We start from the raw sequence: 17,713 nt of genomic DNA on the forward strand, positions 1-17,713 counted from the left end.
AGCGGTCTCTGCAAAGGTCATTGGAACGCGGCATCATCGACCGCGTGGTAGACGAAACGGTTGCCGGTGTCACGGCGGATCTCGTCCAGGTAGTTGGAATTCATCACGAAGATCTGCGCACCGTCCGGCAGGCTCGCCAGCGCTTCCTGCGGCGACGACACGCGCAAGCCACTGAGCGGCAGGTGGCGGCCCTGCTTGGCCGGGTTGATGTCGATCACGTGGTCGACCTGCACCCCGGCACGCTGCAGGTACAGCGAATAGATCACGCCCTTGGACGACGCCCCCCAGATCGCCGCACCGCGCCCGGCCTGCTCGCGCAGCAACGCCTGGCCGCGTTCGAGGCTGGCGCTGAAGCCGGCCGGCAACTGCAGGCGCTGGCCATCGAAGGCTGGCACCCGCAGGCTGGCCAGGTCGGCGACGATGTACAGGTACTGGCCGTTGAACAGGTGGCCGGCGTCCAGCACCGTGCCGAAACACCGGCGCAGGTCATCCAGGCGGAAGTAGTTGACGTGCTCGTAGAACAGGTCGAACCACGCGCGGTGGTCGAGGATCCAGTCCAGGCACGGCACTTCGATGTAGATCAGCCCCCCCTGGTTGGCATCGGCGATGGCCGCGAGGAACGCCAGCGGGTCGGCGATATGCTCCAGTACATGACGCAACACCACGGCATCGGCCGACAGTCCCAGCGCACGGGTGAACGGCGCCTTGATCACCTCCGGGTTGTCGCCTTCGTAGGCCGGGTCGATGCCGGTCACCCGATGCCCGCGCTGGCGCAGCAACTCGAGGAAGTAGCCCTTGCCGCAGCCCACCTCGATCAGGCGCTGGCCGGCAAAGTAGCGGGTGATCAGCCGTTCGACGTCATCCAGGTGACGCTGGAACGCCGGCGACAGCGCCTGCTCGTTCTGGTAGTCGCTGTCGTAGCTCAGCAAGGACGCGTCGAAGGCCTGGTTGTAGACCAGGCCGGTGCGCTCATCCTGGACCAGGCACATGTCGCCACTGGCCGACGCGCGTGCGCTGGCGGCATCGGCGAAGGTGCGGTTCTGCAGCACGGGCAGGCCGGCTGCGCGGTACAACTCATAGGCCATGAGGCGCTCCTTGGGCAGCCAGCAGCTGCTCGAGTCGGTCGGTCACGGCCCAGAACGCCATGGGTTCGTGGCTCGGATAGGGGTAATGGCCCAGGTTCAGCAGCAGCTCGGCGCCGCGCTCGCGCAGGCGCTGTTCGACCAGGCTGCGCACCGCTACCGGCCGGCCGCTGGCGCAGTTGACCACGCCGGAGAACCCCCTGCAGTGCAACAGGCCAGCCAATTGCCGTGCTGCCTCGGTGACCGGCTGGAAGTCGCGCAGTTGGTCGCCGGCGGACATGTCGAACACCGCCGCCTTGCTGTCGATGGCGCGGTCGAGTGCAGCCAGCAGGCTATTGGGGTTCTGGCCTTCACCATGCAGGTAGAACAAGCGCGCCCATTGCAAGGTGAACGGCCGATGCTTCTGCAGCGCCTGGAGGAACTGATGCAGGCTGTGCTTGGCCAGGCCATAGGGGTTGGCCGGGCGCGCCGGGCAGTGTTCGTCCAGCGGACCGCTCTGCATGCCGTATTCGAAGCAGGTGCCGGTGACCAGCACCTGCGCCACGCCCGCCTCGACTGCGTGCTTGACGAAGCGATAGTCGGCCATCAGGTTCTGCTCCAGATGGAACAGCGCCTGGTAATTCGGCAGCCCCGGCCAGGCCAGGTGGGCCAGGGCATCGATACCGTCGACCCAACTGGCGACCTGCCCAGCATCCGCCAGTTGCAGGTCAGCGGCGACGAACTGCACCTGGTCGAACCACGGCATGCGGCGCGCCCGTTCCAGGTCACGCGCCAGGGCGCGTACCCGACAACCGCGGGCCAGCAGCTGCGCCACCAGATGGCGGCCAACGAAACCGGTGGCCCCGGTCACCAGCACATGCAGCGCGCTCATAGCACGGTCAACTCGGGCACGGCGATGACGAAGCGGCCGCCCCACTCACGGATGCCGGCCTGCTGTTCGCTGACTTCGCGCAGCAGGTTCCACGGCAGCACCAGCACGTAGTCCGGCTGCTCTTCGGCAAGGCGTTCGGGCGCCACTACCGGGATGCGGCTACCGGGCAGGAACTTGCCCTGCTTGTGCGGGTTGGCATCGGCCACCCAGGCCAGCAGGTCGGCCTTGACCCCGGCATAGTTGAGCAAGGTATTGCCCTTGGCGGCGGCGCCGTAGCCGACCACCCGCTTGCCGGCGGCCTTGGCATCCAGCAGGAAGCGCAGCAGTTGCAGCTTGATGCGCTCGGCGGCCGGCGCCAGGGTGGCGTAGAAGCCGGGGCTACGCACGCCCACCTCCTCTTCCAGCGCCAGCAGGCTGGCGACAGTCGGTTCCACGGCGCGGCGCTGGCCATCGGCTCGCTGCACGAACACCCGCAGCGAGCCACCATGGGTCGACAGCTCCTGCACGTCGAACAGTTCCAGGCCGTTGCGCTGGCAGAGGATCTGCACCGCGGTCAGCGACAGGTAGGAATAGTGCTCGTGGTACAGCGTGTCGAACTGGTGCTGGGCGATCAGCGACAGCAGGTGCGGGAATTCGAAGGTGGCCACGCCGCTCGGCTTGAGCAAGCTGGCGAAACCGCCGAGGAAGTCATTGATGTCCGGCACATGGGCAAGCACGTTGTTGGCTGCCATCAGGTCGGCGCCCCAGCCCTCGGCCAGCAGTTGCGCGGCCACGGCGCGGCCAAAGAACACCTCGCGGATTTCCAGGCCCTTGGCCCGCGCCGCCTCGGCGGTGCTGCGGGTCGGCTCGACGCCCAGGCAGGGAATGCCGCGCCGGGCCACGTACTGCAGCAGGTAGCCATCGTTGGCGGCAATTTCCACCACGCGGCTGTCGGCATTCAGCCCGAAGCGCTCGGTCATGCTCGCCACATAGGCTTCGGCATGGGCCAGCCAGGAGCTGGAATAGGAGCTGAAGTAGGCATAGTCGGCGTCGAACAGCTGCTCGGCGCGGGTGTAGTCCTCGGTCTGCACCAGCCAGCATTGCTCGCATACCGCGACTTTCAACGGCACCCACTGCTCCGCCTCGGCCAGCTGCTCGGGGCGCAGGTAGGCATTGGAGGGCGGCGAGGTACCCAAATCGATCAACGGCAGGTGCAAGGCACTGCCACAACCACGGCAATTCATACGGTCACTCCGGTAAAGCGGTCGTCCAGCCAGGGGTGCTGCTCATCCCGGGCCGAGAGGTTGATCACGGGCAGCGGCCAGGCAATGGCCAGGCGCGGGTCGAGCACCGACAGCCCGCCTTCATGCTCCGGGGCGTAGTCGGCGCTGTGCAGGTACAGCAGCTCGGCGTCGTCGCTCAAGGCCTGGAAGCCGTGGGCGCAGCCAGCCGGCACCAGCAGGCTGCTGCCCTGGCCGGCCTCGAGGTGCTCGGCATGCCAGTGCAGGAAGGTCGGCGAGCCGGCACGCAGATCGACCACCACATCCCATACCGCACCTTGCAGGCAGGTGATGTACTTGCTCTCCGGTTGCGGCCCGGCCTGGTAATGCAGGCCGCGCACGCTGCCGCGCTGGCGGGTCAGCGAGCGGTTGATCTGGCGGATGTGGAATGGCGCGCCGAAGCGCTCCAGGCTGTCTTCGCAGTACAACCGCGAAAAAGCGCCACGGGCGTCTTCGACACGGCGATGTTCGATGCGCGCCAGGCCCGGCAACGGCAAGGGGTGCAGGCGGTACTGGCTCACAGCGACTCCTGGTACAGGCTCAGCTGGGTCAGGCTCACCGCACGCATGTCCATGCCCTTGTGCCAGGCAAGGTGCCAGCCCAGGGTGCGCTCGATGCATTCCTCGAGTGCCCAGCGCGGGCGCCAGGCCAGCAGCTGGCGGGCACGCGAGCTGTCCAGGCGCAGCAAACCGGCTTCGTGCATGTCGCTCTGCTCGAAGCTGACGCCGGGCGCCTGCGGCCAGCGGTCGGCCAGCAACTGCACCACCTCGCCGACGCTGCACATGTCATCGTCACCGGGGCCGAAGTTCCACGCGCCGGCAAAGCGCTGGCCCTGCTGATAAAGGCTCGCCGCCAGCTGCAGGTAGCCGGCCAGCGGCTCCAGCACGTGCTGCCAGGGGCGCACGGCCGCGGGGAAGCGCAGGGTCACCGGGTCACCGGCGGTCCACGCCTTGAGCACGTCGGGGATCAGCCGCTCGGGCGAGAAGTCGCCGCCGCCCAGCACGTTGCCGGCCCGTGCGGTGGCAAGGCTCAGGCCATGCTCGGCATGGCGCTCGGCCGGGAAGAACGATGCGGCGTAAGATTGCGCGAGGATCTCGCAGCAGGCCTTGCTGCTGCTATAGGGGTCGTGCCCGCCCAACGCTTCGTTCTCGCGATAGGGCCAGGGCCATTCCTGGTTGGCGTACACCTTGTCGGTGGTGACCACCACGCAGGCGCGCACGCCACCGGTCTGGCGCACGGCTTCGAGCAGGTTGAGGGTACCCATGACATTGGTCGAATAGGTGCCCAGCGGATCGCGGTAGCTTTCGCGCACCAGTGGTTGCGCCGCCAGGTGCAGGACGATCTCCGGCTGTACTTCGGCGACCAGCTCCAGCAGCACGCCAAGGTCGCGGATGTCGCCACGGCGGTCATCGATGCCCTCGCCGACCCGTGCCAGCTCGAACAGGCTCGGCTCGGTCGCAGGGTCGAGGGCAAAGCCGGTGACCCGGGCGCCCAGGCTGTGCAGCCAGAGCGCCAGCCAGCTGCCCTTGAAACCGGTATGGCCGGTGAGCAGAACGCGTTTGCCAGCCCAGAACGCAGGCCTCAGTCCCACTGCTTCCATGGCGCCTCCCCGCTGTTCCACAACTGTTCCAGGTGGTTCTTGTCCCGCAGGGTGTCCATCGGGTGCCAGAAGCCCTCATGGGCAAAGGCATGCAATTGCCCCTCATGGGCCAGGCGCGACAGCGGCTCGGCCTCCCACGAGGTGGCATCGCCGTCGATGTAGGGCAGCACCTCGGGCGACAGCACGAAGAAGCCACCATTGATCCAGCCGCCATCACCGCGCGGTTTCTCGGTAAAGCCCAGCACCTGGTCGCCATCGCGCTGCAGGGCACCGTAGCGACCAGGTGGCTGCACCGCCGTGACCGTGGCGAACTTGCCGTGGCCGTGGTGGAAATCGACCAGCGCGCCGATATCGATGTCGGACACGCCATCACCGTAGGTGAAGCAGAACGCCTTCTCGCCTTCCAGGTAACGTGCGGCGCGGCGCAGTCGGCCACCGGTCATGGTTTCTTCACCGGTGTCTACCAGGGTCACGCGCCATGGCTCGCTGTAGTTCTGATGCACGTCCATGCGGTTGGCGCGCATGTCGAAGGTGACGTCGGAAGTGTGCAGGAAGTAGTTGGCGAAGAAGTCCTTGATCGCGTAGCCCTTGTAGCCCAGGCAAATCACGAAGTCATGGATACCGTGCGCCGAATACTGCTTCATGATGTGCCAAAGAATTGGCTTGCCACCGATCTCGATCATCGGTTTGGGCTTGAGGTGCGACTCTTCGCTGATACGCGTGCCGAGACCACCCGCCAGAATGACTGCCTTCATCGATTTCCTCTTGTACTTCGCGCCCCTTGCAACCCCAGGGCGAAGGATTTATGGCGATATCGATGGGGTACTGCAGGAAATGCGCCAATCTGCAAAAAAGCAGGGGCCGCTTTGCGACCCCTGCTCCGCTCAGGCGAAAAATCAGTCGGCCAGCCAGCCCCACTCCCAGTGGCGCAGGTTGTCGTCACGCAGCACGAAGTCGCGCATCACCGCCTCGCGCAATTCGTCGCCCATGCGGTAACTGGCCGCCGGGTCGGCCAGGTGCGAGCGGATCGCCTGCAGCCATTCCTCGGTGCTGTTGCTGTACACCCGCGTGCACGGCAGGTAGCCGCGGTAGGCCTCGGTGTCGGTGCAGATGGTCGGGTAACCGCAGGCGCCGTACTCCAGCAGCCGCAAGTTGCTCTTGCAGTCGTTGAAGATGTGGAATTCCAGCGGCGCCAGGGCCAGGTCGAGGTTCAGGCTCGCCAGCTTGGCCGGGTAGCGCGCCAGCGGCACGCCCGGGTGGTACTCGTGGATGTAGGGCTTGAGCGCCTCGGGGCACATGCCGAAGAACACCCACTCCACCTCGTTGGCCAGTTCGCGCACCACCTCGGCGATGATCTCCAGGTCGCCACTGTGGCTGGTACCGCCGCCCCAACCCACCCGCGGCTTGCTCGAAGTGCCACGGCGGCTGGCCGGAAGGTTGGTCCACAGGTGCGGTGCCAGCATGTTCGGCACCACGCGGATATCGTCATGCATGTCTGCCAGCGCATTGGCCAACGCCTGGGTGGTCACCACCACCCGGTCGCACAGGCTGATGCCACGGCGCAGGTGCTGCTCGATGTCGGCTGGCTTGTTGCGCGCATGGGTGTTCTTCTTCGGCGCGCTGAGCACGTAGTCGTCGATCTCGAAGATGCGCCGGGCGTTGGAGAAGCGGGCGATGCGTTCGATGTCGCGCACCGAGTCATCGTTATGGCGCAACTGCAGGATGATCACGTCCGGGTCCATGCGCGCCAGCTGGACCACGGTCGGCGACTCGTAGACCACGCGCCCGACCACGCGCCCGGCGGCTTCCAACTGCTTGAACGGCTGTTCGACCCGGTAATGGCCCACCGCACTGTCGTTGATCGGCAACCCCAGCACCGACGGCAACGCCCGGGCACACAGCGGGCTCCAGCTGCCACGCAGGCTCGGCTCGAGGCTGAAGTCACCGTTGGCCAGCCCCAGGTTGGGGTTATAGGCCGGGTCGCGGACGACCTTGCTCAGCCAGCGCTCGCAGAACACCTGCTGCTGTTCCAGCAACGCGTCCTGACCAAGCCCATCGCTGCTGGTCGTCGCTTCGCGCTTGAGCAGCACGGCATAGGGCGTGCCGACCACCAGATAACCACGTGCCCCCGCACGCAGGCACAGGTCGAGCTCGGCCATGCCCTGGCTCAGCGGTTGCGCACCCAGCCCTCCCAGCTCGGCGAACACTGCCTTGCGCACCATCAGGCAATCGCCGCCGACAGCGCTCCAGTCCTGGACCACCTGCAAGCGTTGCAGGTAACCGCGCGCCTGCGCATCTTCCCCGGCGAACGCCGGACCGGCCACGCTGGCAACCCCCAGCACCCGGCCCGCCTCGACCACCCGGCCCTGGGCATCGACCAGCTTGGCGCCGACCACCGCCACTTCCGGGCGCTGGGCATGCTGGAGCATTTCCGCCAGCCACTGGCCGTCGAACACCTGCACGCTGGCATCGAGCAACAACAGGTAGTCACCGCCGGCCTGGGCCGCCGCAGCATCGAGCAGCTGGCTGCGTGAACCGCCGGGCGCCCGGACCACGCGCAGCATGCCGGCACCGAGCCCGCTCATCGCCTGCAGCCAGCCATCGACGTCGGCCGCCACGCTCGGCCCAGCCACCAGCAAGACCTCGTAGCGGCCATAGGCGGTGCGCTCGATCAGCCCTTCGACACAGGCCTGCAGGCCCGCCAGGTCATCACCGACAGGAACGAGGATCGATACCTGCGGGGTGTCGGCATGCAGGTAGTCCACCCGATTGAGCAACGACAGGTCGTCATGCCGGATCCGATGCGCCACGCCCAGCCGCTGCAGATGCGCGGCCAGCACCGGTTCGCTCTGGGCGATCACTTCCGGCAGCGACAGCCAGTTGGCGAAGCTGAACTCCGATTGCACCTGGATTTCGGCAATGTGCTCGACCACCTGCAGGCCTCGGCTCTCGACCAGGCGCCAGAGCAGGTCATGCGGGGCCAGCTCGGCAAAGCCCGCATCGAAACCGCCGAGGTCGAGAATCGCCTCGCGGGCGAAGGCCAGGGTGCGGCCGACATAGGGGTAGCTACGCAACAGGTCGAGGTTGAAGTCCGGCTTGAACACCGGTTCGCCCGGCTGGTCATCGAGCCAGGCCCCTTCATCGCTGTAGGCACATGCCAGGTTGGGAAACACCGCGGCACGTTCTGCCAGCAGCAGAATGGCCGATTCGGCGAGCCGGTCACCGGCACGCAGCAGGTAGATCCAGTCGGCGTCATGCAACGAGGCCAGCAGCTGGTTCAACTGCTCGGGCCAGTCGCTCTGCAGCGGCTGATGCACCAGCGGTATCGGGCTGGCGGGTTCGGCATCGGCCAGCACCACGCAGGCATGCACGGGGTACAACTGCCCGGCCAGGCTGTCGAGGGTGCGCGCCAGGGCCTGGGCATCACCCTGGGTATCCAGCACCACCGGCACGATGCGCGGCTGACGTGGCCAGGCCGCTATGGCCTGGGGCAGCAGGCCGCGCTGCACGTCGCTGAAGCGGCGCGCCGCCAACCACTGCTGATAAAGCTCGGCATAGCTTTCGCACTCGCTGCCGACCCGACCACCCAGGCGGGTCTGCCAGTTGCTGATGATGCGTGCCACACACAGCTCCTGCCATTGGCGTGGCTGCTGCTGTGCCTCGCTCAGTGGCACGTAGCGCACCCAGCCACTGGCGGGCGCGGCCTCGCCACTGCGCGCGGCGAGCATCTGCATCATCCAGCGCCACTCCTGCGGTGCGGCCTGGACCAGCGCTTCCTGCTTGCTCAAGCGCTGGGGGTGCAGGCGCTCGATCAGGCCCGGCTCGCTGAGCATGACCATGTTGCCGCGCCGCATCAGGCAGGCGAACAGCGCCAGGTCCAGCAGCGCGACGAAGCTCAGGCCATCGCTGGTGAGTGCCTGCAACCACTCCAGTGCCTGCTCGCGACGCATCAGCGCCGCCGAGAAATTGCCCAGGAAGTTCACGGGCCGCCCATCGAGCATGGCCAGCATGTCTTCGCCCTTGAACAGGCTGTCGACATTGGCGAAGCGCGCATTGGCGATACGCATCGGCAGGATGAAATTGTTCTCGTCACAGAGCACGCGCTGCGACAACACCAGGCCGACTTCGTCATGCTCCAGCAAGGCCTTGGCCTGGTGCGTCACGCACTGCGGGAAGAGCCGATCATCGTCGCACAGCACCTTGACCAGCGCGCCCCGGGCCAAGCTCACCGCCTGCACCAGGTTGGCGACAAAACCCAGGCGCCGGCTGTTACGCACATAGCGCACGCAAGCGCGCAATTCGCCCTCGACAGCGTTGACGATGGCTTCGATCTCCTCGCCTTCGCTGTCGTCGCAGACCAGCACCTCCAGCGCCTCATAGGTCTGGCCGAGGGCGCTGTGCAAGGCCATGGCAAAGAACCGTGGGCTGTAGGCAGGGATGACGATACTGACGAGAGGCTTTTCGTTCACGTTGGCGACCTTGCAAAAAAAAGTGCGCCGCACCTGACGGTGGCGGCGCACGATTGGCTACGCATGCAGCGCTATCAGATGTAGTTGACCAGCGACAGACCGGCGACCTTGGCATAGGCCTGCAACGAGGCCTGCAGCATGTTGGTCTGCATGGTCAGGCGGATCATCACTTCGGCCGGATCGCTTTCGCGGATCGAGCTCTGGGTCTTGGTGTTCTCCGCGCCCAGCGCCGAGTTGGTCTCGGCCTGCACGTCCAGCGCCTGGCCACGGCCACCGATCGAGGCGATCGACGAAGTCACCTGGTTGGTGGCGCTGCCGATGTTACCGATGGCCGAGTCCAGCGCGGCCTTGAAAGTCTGCGCGGCGGCCGGGTCACCGTCGATCGGGGTGCTCAGCGCAGCGCGCAGCTGGCTGATGGTATCGAGCACATTCTGGGTCTGGTGGGTATCGACCTTGATGGCAAACGCGTCACCGGCACTTGGCGCGCCGGACAAGTCGAACTGCACGCCCAGTACCGTGGCGGTGGTACCGCTCAGGGTGCCCGTGGAGATTGGCCGACTGCCGTCGCTGACCGGCGCGGTGTACAGCTCGAAGTCGGTGGCGCTGGTGAACTTGAGCACCGCGCCTTCGGGGAAGGCGGCCTTGTACGCCGCCTGGTCGACCACCGAGCTACCGGTGATCTGCACCGACGAGGAATTTCCCGGGCTGCGGCTGCTGCCGATCTGGTCTGCCTTGGAGGTCAGGCTGAAGGTGTGGCCGGCGATGGCCGCATCCGGGTCGGCTTCGTCACCGGCCTTGAAGCTGATGTCCAGGCGCAGGTCGATGCCACGGAAGCTGATCTCGGTGTTGTCGCCTTTCGGGTCGAACTTGCCGCCCTGGGTCGCCTCGAGGGTGACGTCGTTGCCGCCGGCATCGGTGATCTTGAATTGTGTGCTGCTGATGAACTCGATGCTGTAAGGCTCGCCACTGCGGAAGCGGTCGTTGTAGGTAGAGCTGCCGGAAACCTGGCCGTTGGACAGACTGACCCGGCCATCATCGGTGGCCGGCGCAGTCAGCCTGGTCTCACTGCGGCTGGTGTTCAGCGCCTGCTCGAACGCATCGTAGCCGGTTTCGTTGGCCGCCAGGCTGAGCATGTCGCCCACCTGCAACTTCAGCTGCGACTGGTCGCCCTGGTAGGAGTAGGTGCCATCGGCATTGCGCACATACGGTTGGGTGTCGCCCTTGGAACCGGAGAAGATGTACTTGCCGTTTTCGTCCTTGCTGTTCATCAGGGTGAACAGCTGCTGCTCAAGCGAATCCAGTTCGGCGGCATTGGCCTTGCGGTCGTCGTCGGTGAAGCCGGCGTTGCCGGAGCTCACCGCCAGTTCGTTGACCCGCTGCAGGATGGTGCCGATGGACTTCAGGGTGCTTTCGGCAGTACCCAGGGCATTGCGCACATTGACGATGTTGTCGCCGTACTGTTCGAGCATGTTCTGCTGCTGCTCCAGCTGCAGCAGGCGGGCAGCGCCAACCGGGTCGTCCTTGGCCGAGCGCACGCGAATGCCATCGGTGGCTTCCTGCTGGGTCTTCACCGAGTTGGAGAAGTTGCGCTGGTAGTTGGCCTGGTTGGTATTGTAGAACTGCGAAGTGGAGATGCGTACGCTCACGATCTACGGCTCCTTAAAGACTGTTGATCAGGGTGGCGAAGGTTTCCTGGGCCGCCTTGATGATCTGCGACGACGCGGTGTAGTACTGCTGGAACTTGATCAGGTTGCCGGTCTCTTCGTCGACCGACACCCCCGACAGGCCGTTGCGGCTGTCCAGTGCAGAGGTATGCAGCGCCGAGGTGGCATCGCTGTCCATCTGTGCCTGGCCGGCCTTGCCGCCGACGTTGGAAACCAGCTTGGCATAGGCGTCGGTGAAGCTGATGCCCTTGCCGTTGGCACCCACCTCGACCGTGGGCTTGGTCTGCAGGTCGATCACCGATTGGGCATTGCGGTTGTCCGCAGAGCCGGCGCCGGTCAGCGCCACGGTATAGCTGTCACCATTCTTCGGTGCGCCCGAAACGCTCATCTCGAAGGTGAAATCGCTACCCAGCGGGTTGCCGCTGGCATCGACCATCGGCACCGACAATTGCAGCTTGTTCTCCTGGCCGGGGATGATCGTACCACTGCCGATGCTGTTGCCCTGGGCATCGTACAGGGTATAGGCCTGTGGCGACGTGCTGTCGTCACCGAACACCAGCTTGACCGGGGTCGAATACTTCAGCCCGGTCTGCAGCTGCGAGCGCTGGGTGGCGTCATAGATGTCCATTTCCGAGGTCAGCGTCGGCTGGGTGATCACCCCGGTGCCTTTGTTGCCCGCACCACTGGTGGCGGTCAGCGGTGCAGCAAGTGCCAGGCGCTTGGGGTCGGTGAGCACGGTTTCGATGCCGGCCGCAGCGTTGCGGGTCGGGGTGATCTTGAAGCTGTCGCCGGCACTCAGGCCACCACCGTTGAGCGACAGGGTGAAGCCGTCGATCACCGGCGGCGGTGTGTCACCGAGGTCGAAGCTGCCCATGTCGGTGCCTTCAGGCAACTTGCGCACACTGTAGCCAGTGGCGCTGGTGAAGGTCACCTGGTAATCGCTGGTGGTCAGCTTGCCGGTGTCCTTGATGGTCACGTCGAGGTTGCCGGAGCCGGCGCTGTTGCCGGACTTGGCAATACTGCGCTGGCTGACCGCCGCGGCGCTGTTGATATCGCCGAACAGGGTGGCGCCGAAGTTACCGTTCTTGTCGATACCCTGGGCCAGCTGGCTGTTGATCGCGTCCGCCACCACCAGGGCCACGCGGCCCAGCTCGTTGAGCGCCGGATCGAGGGTTTCCTTGCGGTAGCGGATCAGGCCACCCAACTCGCCCCCACTGGTGGTGCTGGTGATGTCCATCTTGGTCGAGCCGCGGTTGAGGATCAGGCTCATGCGGGTCGGGTCGGTCGCGCTCGGCTCCACGCCCAAGGTCTGGGTGGTCTTGCCCAGTACCAGGGCCTGGCCGTTTTTCAGGTAGACGTCGTAGTTGCCATCACGCTCCACCACATCGGTGCCGATCAACTTGTTCAGCTCACGCACAGCGCCATCGCGCTGGTCGAGCAAGTCGTTGGGCTGGCCGGAGATCGACGTGACGCGAGAGATCTGGTCGTTGAGGTCAGCGATGGTCTTGGTCAGGTTGTTCACCTGATCGGCGATCGCCGCCATGTTGGAGTTGATGTTGCTGTTCTGCTGGTTGAGCTGCGCCGACAGCGTGTTGAAACGCTTGCTCAGGGACTGCGCGCTGGTCAGCAGCAGTTGCCGCGAGGCGTCCTCGGTCGGTTTGGCCGCGGCATCCTGCAAGGTACTGAAGAAGCTTTGCAAAGCGGCAGTGATGCCAGTGTCGCTGCTCGACAGGGCGGTATCCAGCGGCGTGATCTGGTTCAGGTACGAGGCGGCATCGCTGCTCAACGACGTGGTGCTGCGCAGCTGGTTTTCCAGAAATGCGTTATACACCCGGCGTACATCGGCCAGCGTGGTGCCGGTGCCGATGAACACCTGGCCAACTTGCTGGCCACCCTTGGTCTTCTGCACATTCTGCTGGCGTGAGTAGCTTTCGACATCGGCGTTGGCAATGTTGTTACCGAGGGTATACATCCCCGATTGCGCGGCGCCAAGCCCCGACATACCAATGTTGATCAGACTCGCCATGGTTCCATGCCCTTAAAGTTTTGTTGCGGTACCGAGCATCGCGTAGTGCTCGTACGACTTCATCTGTCTTGCGATCTGCGAGATCTTGCTGGCGTAATTCGGGTCGGTGGCGTACCCGGCCTTTTGCAACTCTTGCACGAACTGTTCTGGTTTATCGGCGGCCTTCACCGCATCTTGATAGCGCGAATTGTTCTGTAACAGGCTAACCAGGTCGTGGAAGCTGTCCTGGTACGAGTCGTAGGAACGGAACGCTGCCGTTTCCTTGACGAACTGGCCATCGCGGAACTCGCTGGTGATCGCCCGCGCCGAATCGCCCTGCCAGTTGCCGCTGGCCTTGATGCCGAACAGGTTATGGCTGCTGCTGCCATCGCTGTTGCGCATGACCGACTTGCCCCAGCCGGTTTCCAGCGCAGCCTGCGCCACCAGGTAGCGCGGGTCGATGCCGATGCGCTTGGCCGCCTGTTCGGCCATCGGCAGCATGGTGGCAACGAATTCGTCGCTGTCGGCGAAGGCCTTTTTCGGTGCCAGCGGTGGCTGCGCCACAGCGCGCCCGAGGATGCGCAGGCCGTTGTCCGGCACGGCAAAGGTCTTGGCCACCTGCTGGCCATCGCGGGCCGGCACGGCAGCGTTGTTGGTGGTGGCGGCCGACGGCACGATGCCGGCCAGCAGGCGATCGGTGACCCTGCTCGGCAGCGCCAGGCGCCGCGAATTGAGCGCGGCCACGTCGTTGCGGCCGGCATTCGCCTGGGCGACATGCACCGGCTCGGCGACCTTGTTGCCCCACAGCGTCGGGGCGTTGCCCTCGATGCGCGGGAACGGGCTGGTGTTGGCCGGCGCGCTCTTGTTCTTCGACAGCTGGCGCACCAGCACGTCCTGCAGGCCGATACCCCCGCCTTCGCGGGACATGCTCACGGCCAACTGCTGGTCGTACATGTCGCGATACTGCTTCACCGTCTCGGTATTCATCGGGTTGTCGTCGGCCAGCACGTCGCTGGCCTTGCGCGAGGCCTTGAGCATTTCGCTGATGAACAGCGATTCGAACTCCTGCGCCACCTTGCGCACATTGGCGTCGCTGTCGCGGTCGCCGTGCTTGAGCGAACTCAGGCGGTTGAGGTCGGTGTAGGCACCGCTGTCGGCACTGCCGGAAACCAGGCTTTTGCTGTTCATCGGCAGCGTCCTCAGATCACGATCAGGTCGGCCTGCAAGGCGCCGGCCTGTTTCAGGGCTTCGAGGATCGCCATCAGGTCGCTGGGCGCTGCACCTACCTGGTTTACCGCGCGGACGATTTCATCCAGCGTGGTGCCCGGGCCGAACTTGAACATCGGCTTGGCTTCCTGCTCGGCGTTCACCCGCGAGCGCGGCACCACCGCGGTCTGGCCATTGGAGAGCGGCCCCGGCTGGCTGACGATCGGGTCTTCGGTGATGGTCACGGTCAGGCTGCCGTGGGTCACCGCCGCCGGCGACACCTTGACGTTCTGGCCGATGACGATGGTACCGGTACGCGAGTTGATGATGACTTTGGCCACGGCCTGGCCCGGGTCGATCTCGAGGTTTTCCAGGATCGACAGGTAGTCGACGCGCTGGCTCGGGTCCATCGGCGCGGTGACCCGCACCGAGCCGCCATCAACGGCCTGGGCCACGCCAGGGCCGAGCAGCTCGTTGACCTTGTCGACGATGCGCTTGGCCGTGGTGAAGTCGGGGCGGTTGAGGTTCAGGGTCAGGCTGTTGCCCTGGTTGAAGCCGCTCGGCACCGCCCGTTCGACGGTAGCGCCACCCGGGATGCGACCAGCCGACGGAACGTTGACGGTGATCTTCGATCCATCCCGGCCCTCGGCATCGAAGCCGCCGACCACCAGGTTGCCCTGGGCGATGGCATAGACATTACCGTCGATACCCTTCAGCGGCGTCATCAGCAGGCTGCCACCGCGCAGGCTCTTGGAGTTACCGATGGAGGACACGGTAATGTCCACCACCTGGCCCGGCTTGGCGAAGGCCGGCAGGTCGGCATGTACCGACACCGCCGCGACGTTCTTCAACTGCACATTGCCGGAGCCGGCCGGTACCTTGATGCCGAACTGCGAGAGCATGTTGTTGAAGGTCTGCAGGGTGAACGGCGTCTGGGTGGTCTGGTCACCCGTGCCGTTGAGCCCCACCACCAGGCCATAGCCGATCAACTGGTTGGAACGCACGCCAGAAATGCTGGCGATGTCCTTCAGGCGCTCAGCTTGGGCACCGAACGCGCAGGACAGGAGCAGGGTCGCGGCAATCAGCTGCCTTACGTTGAACATGTTCATCCGTACTCAGAAGGGCCAAAGCGGGCTGATGAAGAAGCGATCCAGCCAACCGGGCTGGCTGGCATCGGCGAACGAACCGGTGCCCGAATAGGTGATGCGCGCATCGGCCACCCGGGTGGACGGCACGGTGTTGTCGGTGGCGATGTCATCGGCACGGATCAGGCCGGCGATACGCACCAGCTCTTCACCGGTATTGAGGGTCATCCACTTTTCCCCGCGCACGGCGATGATGCCGTTGGGCAGCACCTCGGCCACGGTGACGGTGATCGAGCCGGTCAGGGTGTTGCCCTGGGTGGCCTTGCTGTCACCCTTGGTGGTGCGATCGCCGCTGTAACCCGCCTCCAGCGACAGGTCGCCGCCGCCGAACGGGTTGTTGGTGTTCGGGTTGGCGCCAAACAGCGAGGTCAGGCCGATGTCGGCCTTGCTGTTCTTCTGGATCTGCGAGCCGGCGTTCTTGCTCGCCGAAGTGCGTTCGTTGAGGGTGATGGTGATGATGTCACCCACGCGGAACGCCTTGCGGTCGGTGTACAGGCTCTGCTCGAAACCGGCCTGGTAGATCGAACCGTTGTTGGCTGCAGCCGGCAGCGGGGTGCGCGGCAGGACCGGCGCGTAATACGGGTCGTTCGGCTTGGGCGTCGGCGCGACGCAACCTGCCAGCACGACCGCCCCCCCCAGGGCGAACACAGACAACAAACGCTTCATGACACTTACCTCACGGTGTAACGGGAGTAGAACCTGCACTAGGGCTTAGAGCTGCTGGGTTACGAACGACAGCATCTGGTCAGCAGTGGAGATGACCTTGGAGTTCATCTCGTAGGCACGCTGGGTGGTGATCATGTTCACCAGTTCTTCCACGGTGCTGACGTTGGAGTTCTCCAGGGTCTGCTGCAACGTGGTACCAAAACCGTTCAGGCCCGGGGTGCCGACTTGCGGTGCACCACTGGCGGCGGTTTCCAGGAACAGGTTGTCGCCAATCGCCTGCAGGCCGGCCGGGTTGATGAAGTCGGCGGTCTGGATGTTGCCGATCACCTGCGCCGCCGGGTTGCCGGCGGTGGTGATCGACACGGTACCGTCCTGGCCGACGGTGAAGGTCTGGGCGTCATTAGGCACCACGATCGCCGGTTCCAGGGCAAAACCCTGGGCGGTGACGATCTGGCCATCGGAGTTCAGGTGGAAGGTACCGTCACGGGTATACGAAACCGTGCCATCCGGCTGCAGCACCTGGAAGAAGCCACGGCCGTTGACCGCCATGTCCAGCGGGTTCTCCGTGGTCTGCAGGCTGCCGGTCTGGAAGTTCTTCTGCGTGCCGACGATGCGCACACCGGTACCGACCTGCAGGCCGGACGGCAGTTCGCTGTCCTGGGTGGACTGCGCACCTGGCTGGCGCTTGATCTGGTACAGCAAGTCCTGGAACTCGGCGCGATCACGCTTGAAGCCGGTGGTCGAGACGTTGGCCAGGTTGTTGGAGATGACCGTCAGGTTGGTGTCCTGGGCGGACAGGCCGGTTTTAGCGACCCAAAGAGCCGGAAGCATGTAAGTTCTCCTCGTGCGCCTGTTTTACGGCACCCGTTCAAAAGTGATTAGCCGATTTGCAAAACACGCGCCATGGCTTCGTCGCCTTCCTTGGCCGCGTTCATCATCTTGACGTGCAGTTCGAATTGACGGGACAGCGCCAGCACCGAGGTCATTTCCTCCACGGCGTTGACGTTGCTGCCCTCCAGGAAGCCCGACACCACCCGCACATTGACGTCGGCGGCGGCTGGTTGGCCGTCCTTGGTGTGGATCAGCCCGTCCAGGCCCTTGGTCAGGCCTTTGCTGTCCGGGTTGACCAGCTTGATACGGTCGACCTCGGCCATCACCCGTGGGTCTTCGCCCATGGAGCGGATGCTGATGGTGCCGTCGGCGCCGACTTCAACCTTCTGCTCTGGCGGGATGGCAATAGGGCCACCGTTACCGATCACCGGCATGCCGTTGCCGGCACGCAGCACGCCAAGGGCGTCGATGTTCAGGCTGCCGGTACGCACATAGGCTTCGCTGCCGTCGGGTGCCTGCACGGCAATGAAGCCCTTGCCGGTCACCGTCACGTCCAGGTCGCGCCCGGTTTCAACCATCGGCCCTTCGCTGAAGTCGGTGGCCGGGCGTTCGGTCATGGCAAAGGCACGCGCCGGAAAGCTGTCGCCGAACACCGGCATCGAGCGCGCCTGCTCCAGGTCACGCTGGAAACCATTGGTGGAAATGTTCGCCAGGTTGTTGGCGTGGGCCTTCTGCGCCAGCGCGTTCTGGCTGGCGCCGGTCATGGCCACGTAAAGCATCTTGTCCACAGTCATCCTCCGCTGCACTGGCGATCGTTTGCCGCTCGCCGCTGCTGTGCAGGCTCTAAAGCAAGTTCCGAACCAACTTTTCGAAATCAGCAAAAAGCCCGTGATTACGGGCTTTTGCGGGGTTTTG

Annotated in this window: 14 protein-coding genes; all 14 read right to left on the reverse strand. The window is 65.0% G+C overall.

Going from position 1 to position 17,713, the window contains the following annotated elements; genetic code table 11:
* Positions 1 to 17: 17 nt before the first annotated feature.
* The gene (locus HU763_RS17105) at positions 18 to 1,085 is read right to left on the reverse strand and encodes a class I SAM-dependent methyltransferase (protein ID WP_186688737.1); all 1,068 of its coding nucleotides are present in this window, start codon (positions 1,083 to 1,085) and stop codon (positions 18 to 20) included.
* Positions 1,075 to 1,953, reverse strand: coding sequence for an NAD-dependent epimerase/dehydratase family protein (locus tag HU763_RS17110; protein WP_186688735.1), 879 nt, complete (start codon positions 1,951 to 1,953; stop codon positions 1,075 to 1,077). The genes HU763_RS17105 and HU763_RS17110 overlap by 11 nt, the downstream gene beginning before the upstream one ends.
* Positions 1,950 to 3,176, reverse strand: a complete 1,227-nt coding sequence (locus HU763_RS17115; RefSeq protein ID WP_186688733.1) for a class I SAM-dependent methyltransferase — start codon at positions 3,174 to 3,176, stop codon at positions 1,950 to 1,952. The genes HU763_RS17110 and HU763_RS17115 overlap by 4 nt, the downstream gene beginning before the upstream one ends.
* Entirely contained in the window at positions 3,173 to 3,733 is a 561-nt protein-coding gene (locus HU763_RS17120) for a dTDP-4-dehydrorhamnose 3,5-epimerase family protein (RefSeq protein ID WP_170031141.1), read from the reverse strand. Before HU763_RS17120 ends, HU763_RS17115 begins: the two co-directional genes overlap by 4 nt.
* Positions 3,730 to 4,812, reverse strand: coding sequence for a CDP-glucose 4,6-dehydratase (gene rfbG, locus HU763_RS17125; protein ID WP_186688730.1), 1,083 nt, complete (start codon positions 4,810 to 4,812; stop codon positions 3,730 to 3,732). Before rfbG ends, HU763_RS17120 begins: the two co-directional genes overlap by 4 nt.
* Entirely contained in the window at positions 4,794 to 5,567 is a 774-nt protein-coding gene (gene rfbF / locus HU763_RS17130; RefSeq protein ID WP_170031145.1) for a glucose-1-phosphate cytidylyltransferase, read from the reverse strand. Before rfbF ends, rfbG begins: the two co-directional genes overlap by 19 nt.
* 141 nt (positions 5,568 to 5,708) lie before the next feature.
* On the reverse strand, positions 5,709 to 9,281 hold the full coding sequence (locus tag HU763_RS17135) for a glycosyltransferase (RefSeq protein ID WP_186688720.1): 3,573 nt from the start codon (positions 9,279 to 9,281) through the stop codon (positions 5,709 to 5,711).
* Between the two features lie 74 nt (positions 9,282 to 9,355).
* Entirely contained in the window at positions 9,356 to 10,927 is a 1,572-nt protein-coding gene (locus tag HU763_RS17140; protein WP_186688718.1) for a flagellar hook-associated protein 3, read from the reverse strand.
* A gap of 13 nt (positions 10,928 to 10,940) precedes the next feature.
* Complete coding sequence (gene flgK, locus HU763_RS17145) at positions 10,941 to 12,971, reverse strand: flagellar hook-associated protein FlgK (protein WP_186688716.1); 2,031 nt, start codon at positions 12,969 to 12,971, stop codon at positions 10,941 to 10,943.
* Between the two features lie 12 nt (positions 12,972 to 12,983).
* The gene (gene flgJ / locus HU763_RS17150) at positions 12,984 to 14,138 is read right to left on the reverse strand and encodes a flagellar assembly peptidoglycan hydrolase FlgJ (protein WP_186688714.1); all 1,155 of its coding nucleotides are present in this window, start codon (positions 14,136 to 14,138) and stop codon (positions 12,984 to 12,986) included.
* 11 nt (positions 14,139 to 14,149) lie between these two features.
* The gene (locus HU763_RS17155; RefSeq protein WP_186679656.1) at positions 14,150 to 15,259 is read right to left on the reverse strand and encodes a flagellar basal body P-ring protein FlgI; all 1,110 of its coding nucleotides are present in this window, start codon (positions 15,257 to 15,259) and stop codon (positions 14,150 to 14,152) included.
* Between the two features lie 12 nt (positions 15,260 to 15,271).
* On the reverse strand, positions 15,272 to 15,967 hold the full coding sequence (gene flgH / locus HU763_RS17160; protein ID WP_170031157.1) for a flagellar basal body L-ring protein FlgH: 696 nt from the start codon (positions 15,965 to 15,967) through the stop codon (positions 15,272 to 15,274).
* A 45-nt stretch (positions 15,968 to 16,012) separates the two neighbouring features.
* Positions 16,013 to 16,798: a flagellar basal-body rod protein FlgG gene (gene flgG, locus HU763_RS17165; RefSeq protein WP_170031158.1), complete on the reverse strand. Its 786-nt coding sequence runs from the start codon at positions 16,796 to 16,798 to the stop codon at positions 16,013 to 16,015.
* A 47-nt stretch (positions 16,799 to 16,845) separates the two neighbouring features.
* Positions 16,846 to 17,586 carry a flagellar basal body rod protein FlgF gene (locus HU763_RS17170; RefSeq protein WP_170031160.1) on the reverse strand — a complete coding sequence of 247 codons (741 nt, stop codon included), beginning with the start codon at positions 17,584 to 17,586 and terminating at the stop codon, positions 16,846 to 16,848.
* Positions 17,587 to 17,713 lie beyond the last annotated feature (127 nt).

Origin of the sequence: Pseudomonas anuradhapurensis, assembly GCF_014269225.2 — a bacterium.
GTDB lineage: Bacteria > Pseudomonadota > Gammaproteobacteria > Pseudomonadales > Pseudomonadaceae > Aquipseudomonas > Aquipseudomonas anuradhapurensis.

Excerpts from the sequence above, each read along its gene's own strand:
- HU763_RS17105 (WP_186688737.1), bottom strand. The coding sequence starts at position 1,085 with ATGGCCTATGAGTTGTACCGCGCAGCCGGCCTGCCCGTGCTGCAGAAC.
- HU763_RS17110 (WP_186688735.1), bottom strand. The coding sequence starts at position 1,953 with ATGAGCGCGCTGCATGTGCTGGTGACCGGGGCCACCGGTTTCGTTGGC.
- HU763_RS17115 (WP_186688733.1), bottom strand. The coding sequence starts at position 3,176 with ATGAATTGCCGTGGTTGTGGCAGTGCCTTGCACCTGCCGTTGATCGAT.
- rfbG (WP_186688730.1), bottom strand. The coding sequence starts at position 4,812 with ATGGAAGCAGTGGGACTGAGGCCTGCGTTCTGGGCTGGCAAACGCGTT.
- rfbF (WP_170031145.1), bottom strand. The coding sequence starts at position 5,567 with ATGAAGGCAGTCATTCTGGCGGGTGGTCTCGGCACGCGTATCAGCGAA.
- flgK (WP_186688716.1), bottom strand. The coding sequence starts at position 12,971 with ATGGCGAGTCTGATCAACATTGGTATGTCGGGGCTTGGCGCCGCGCAA.
- flgJ (WP_186688714.1), bottom strand. The coding sequence starts at position 14,138 with ATGAACAGCAAAAGCCTGGTTTCCGGCAGTGCCGACAGCGGTGCCTAC.
- HU763_RS17155 (WP_186679656.1), bottom strand. The coding sequence starts at position 15,259 with ATGTTCAACGTAAGGCAGCTGATTGCCGCGACCCTGCTCCTGTCCTGC.
- flgH (WP_170031157.1), bottom strand. The coding sequence starts at position 15,967 with ATGAAGCGTTTGTTGTCTGTGTTCGCCCTGGGGGGGGCGGTCGTGCTG.
- flgG (WP_170031158.1), bottom strand. The coding sequence starts at position 16,798 with ATGCTTCCGGCTCTTTGGGTCGCTAAAACCGGCCTGTCCGCCCAGGAC.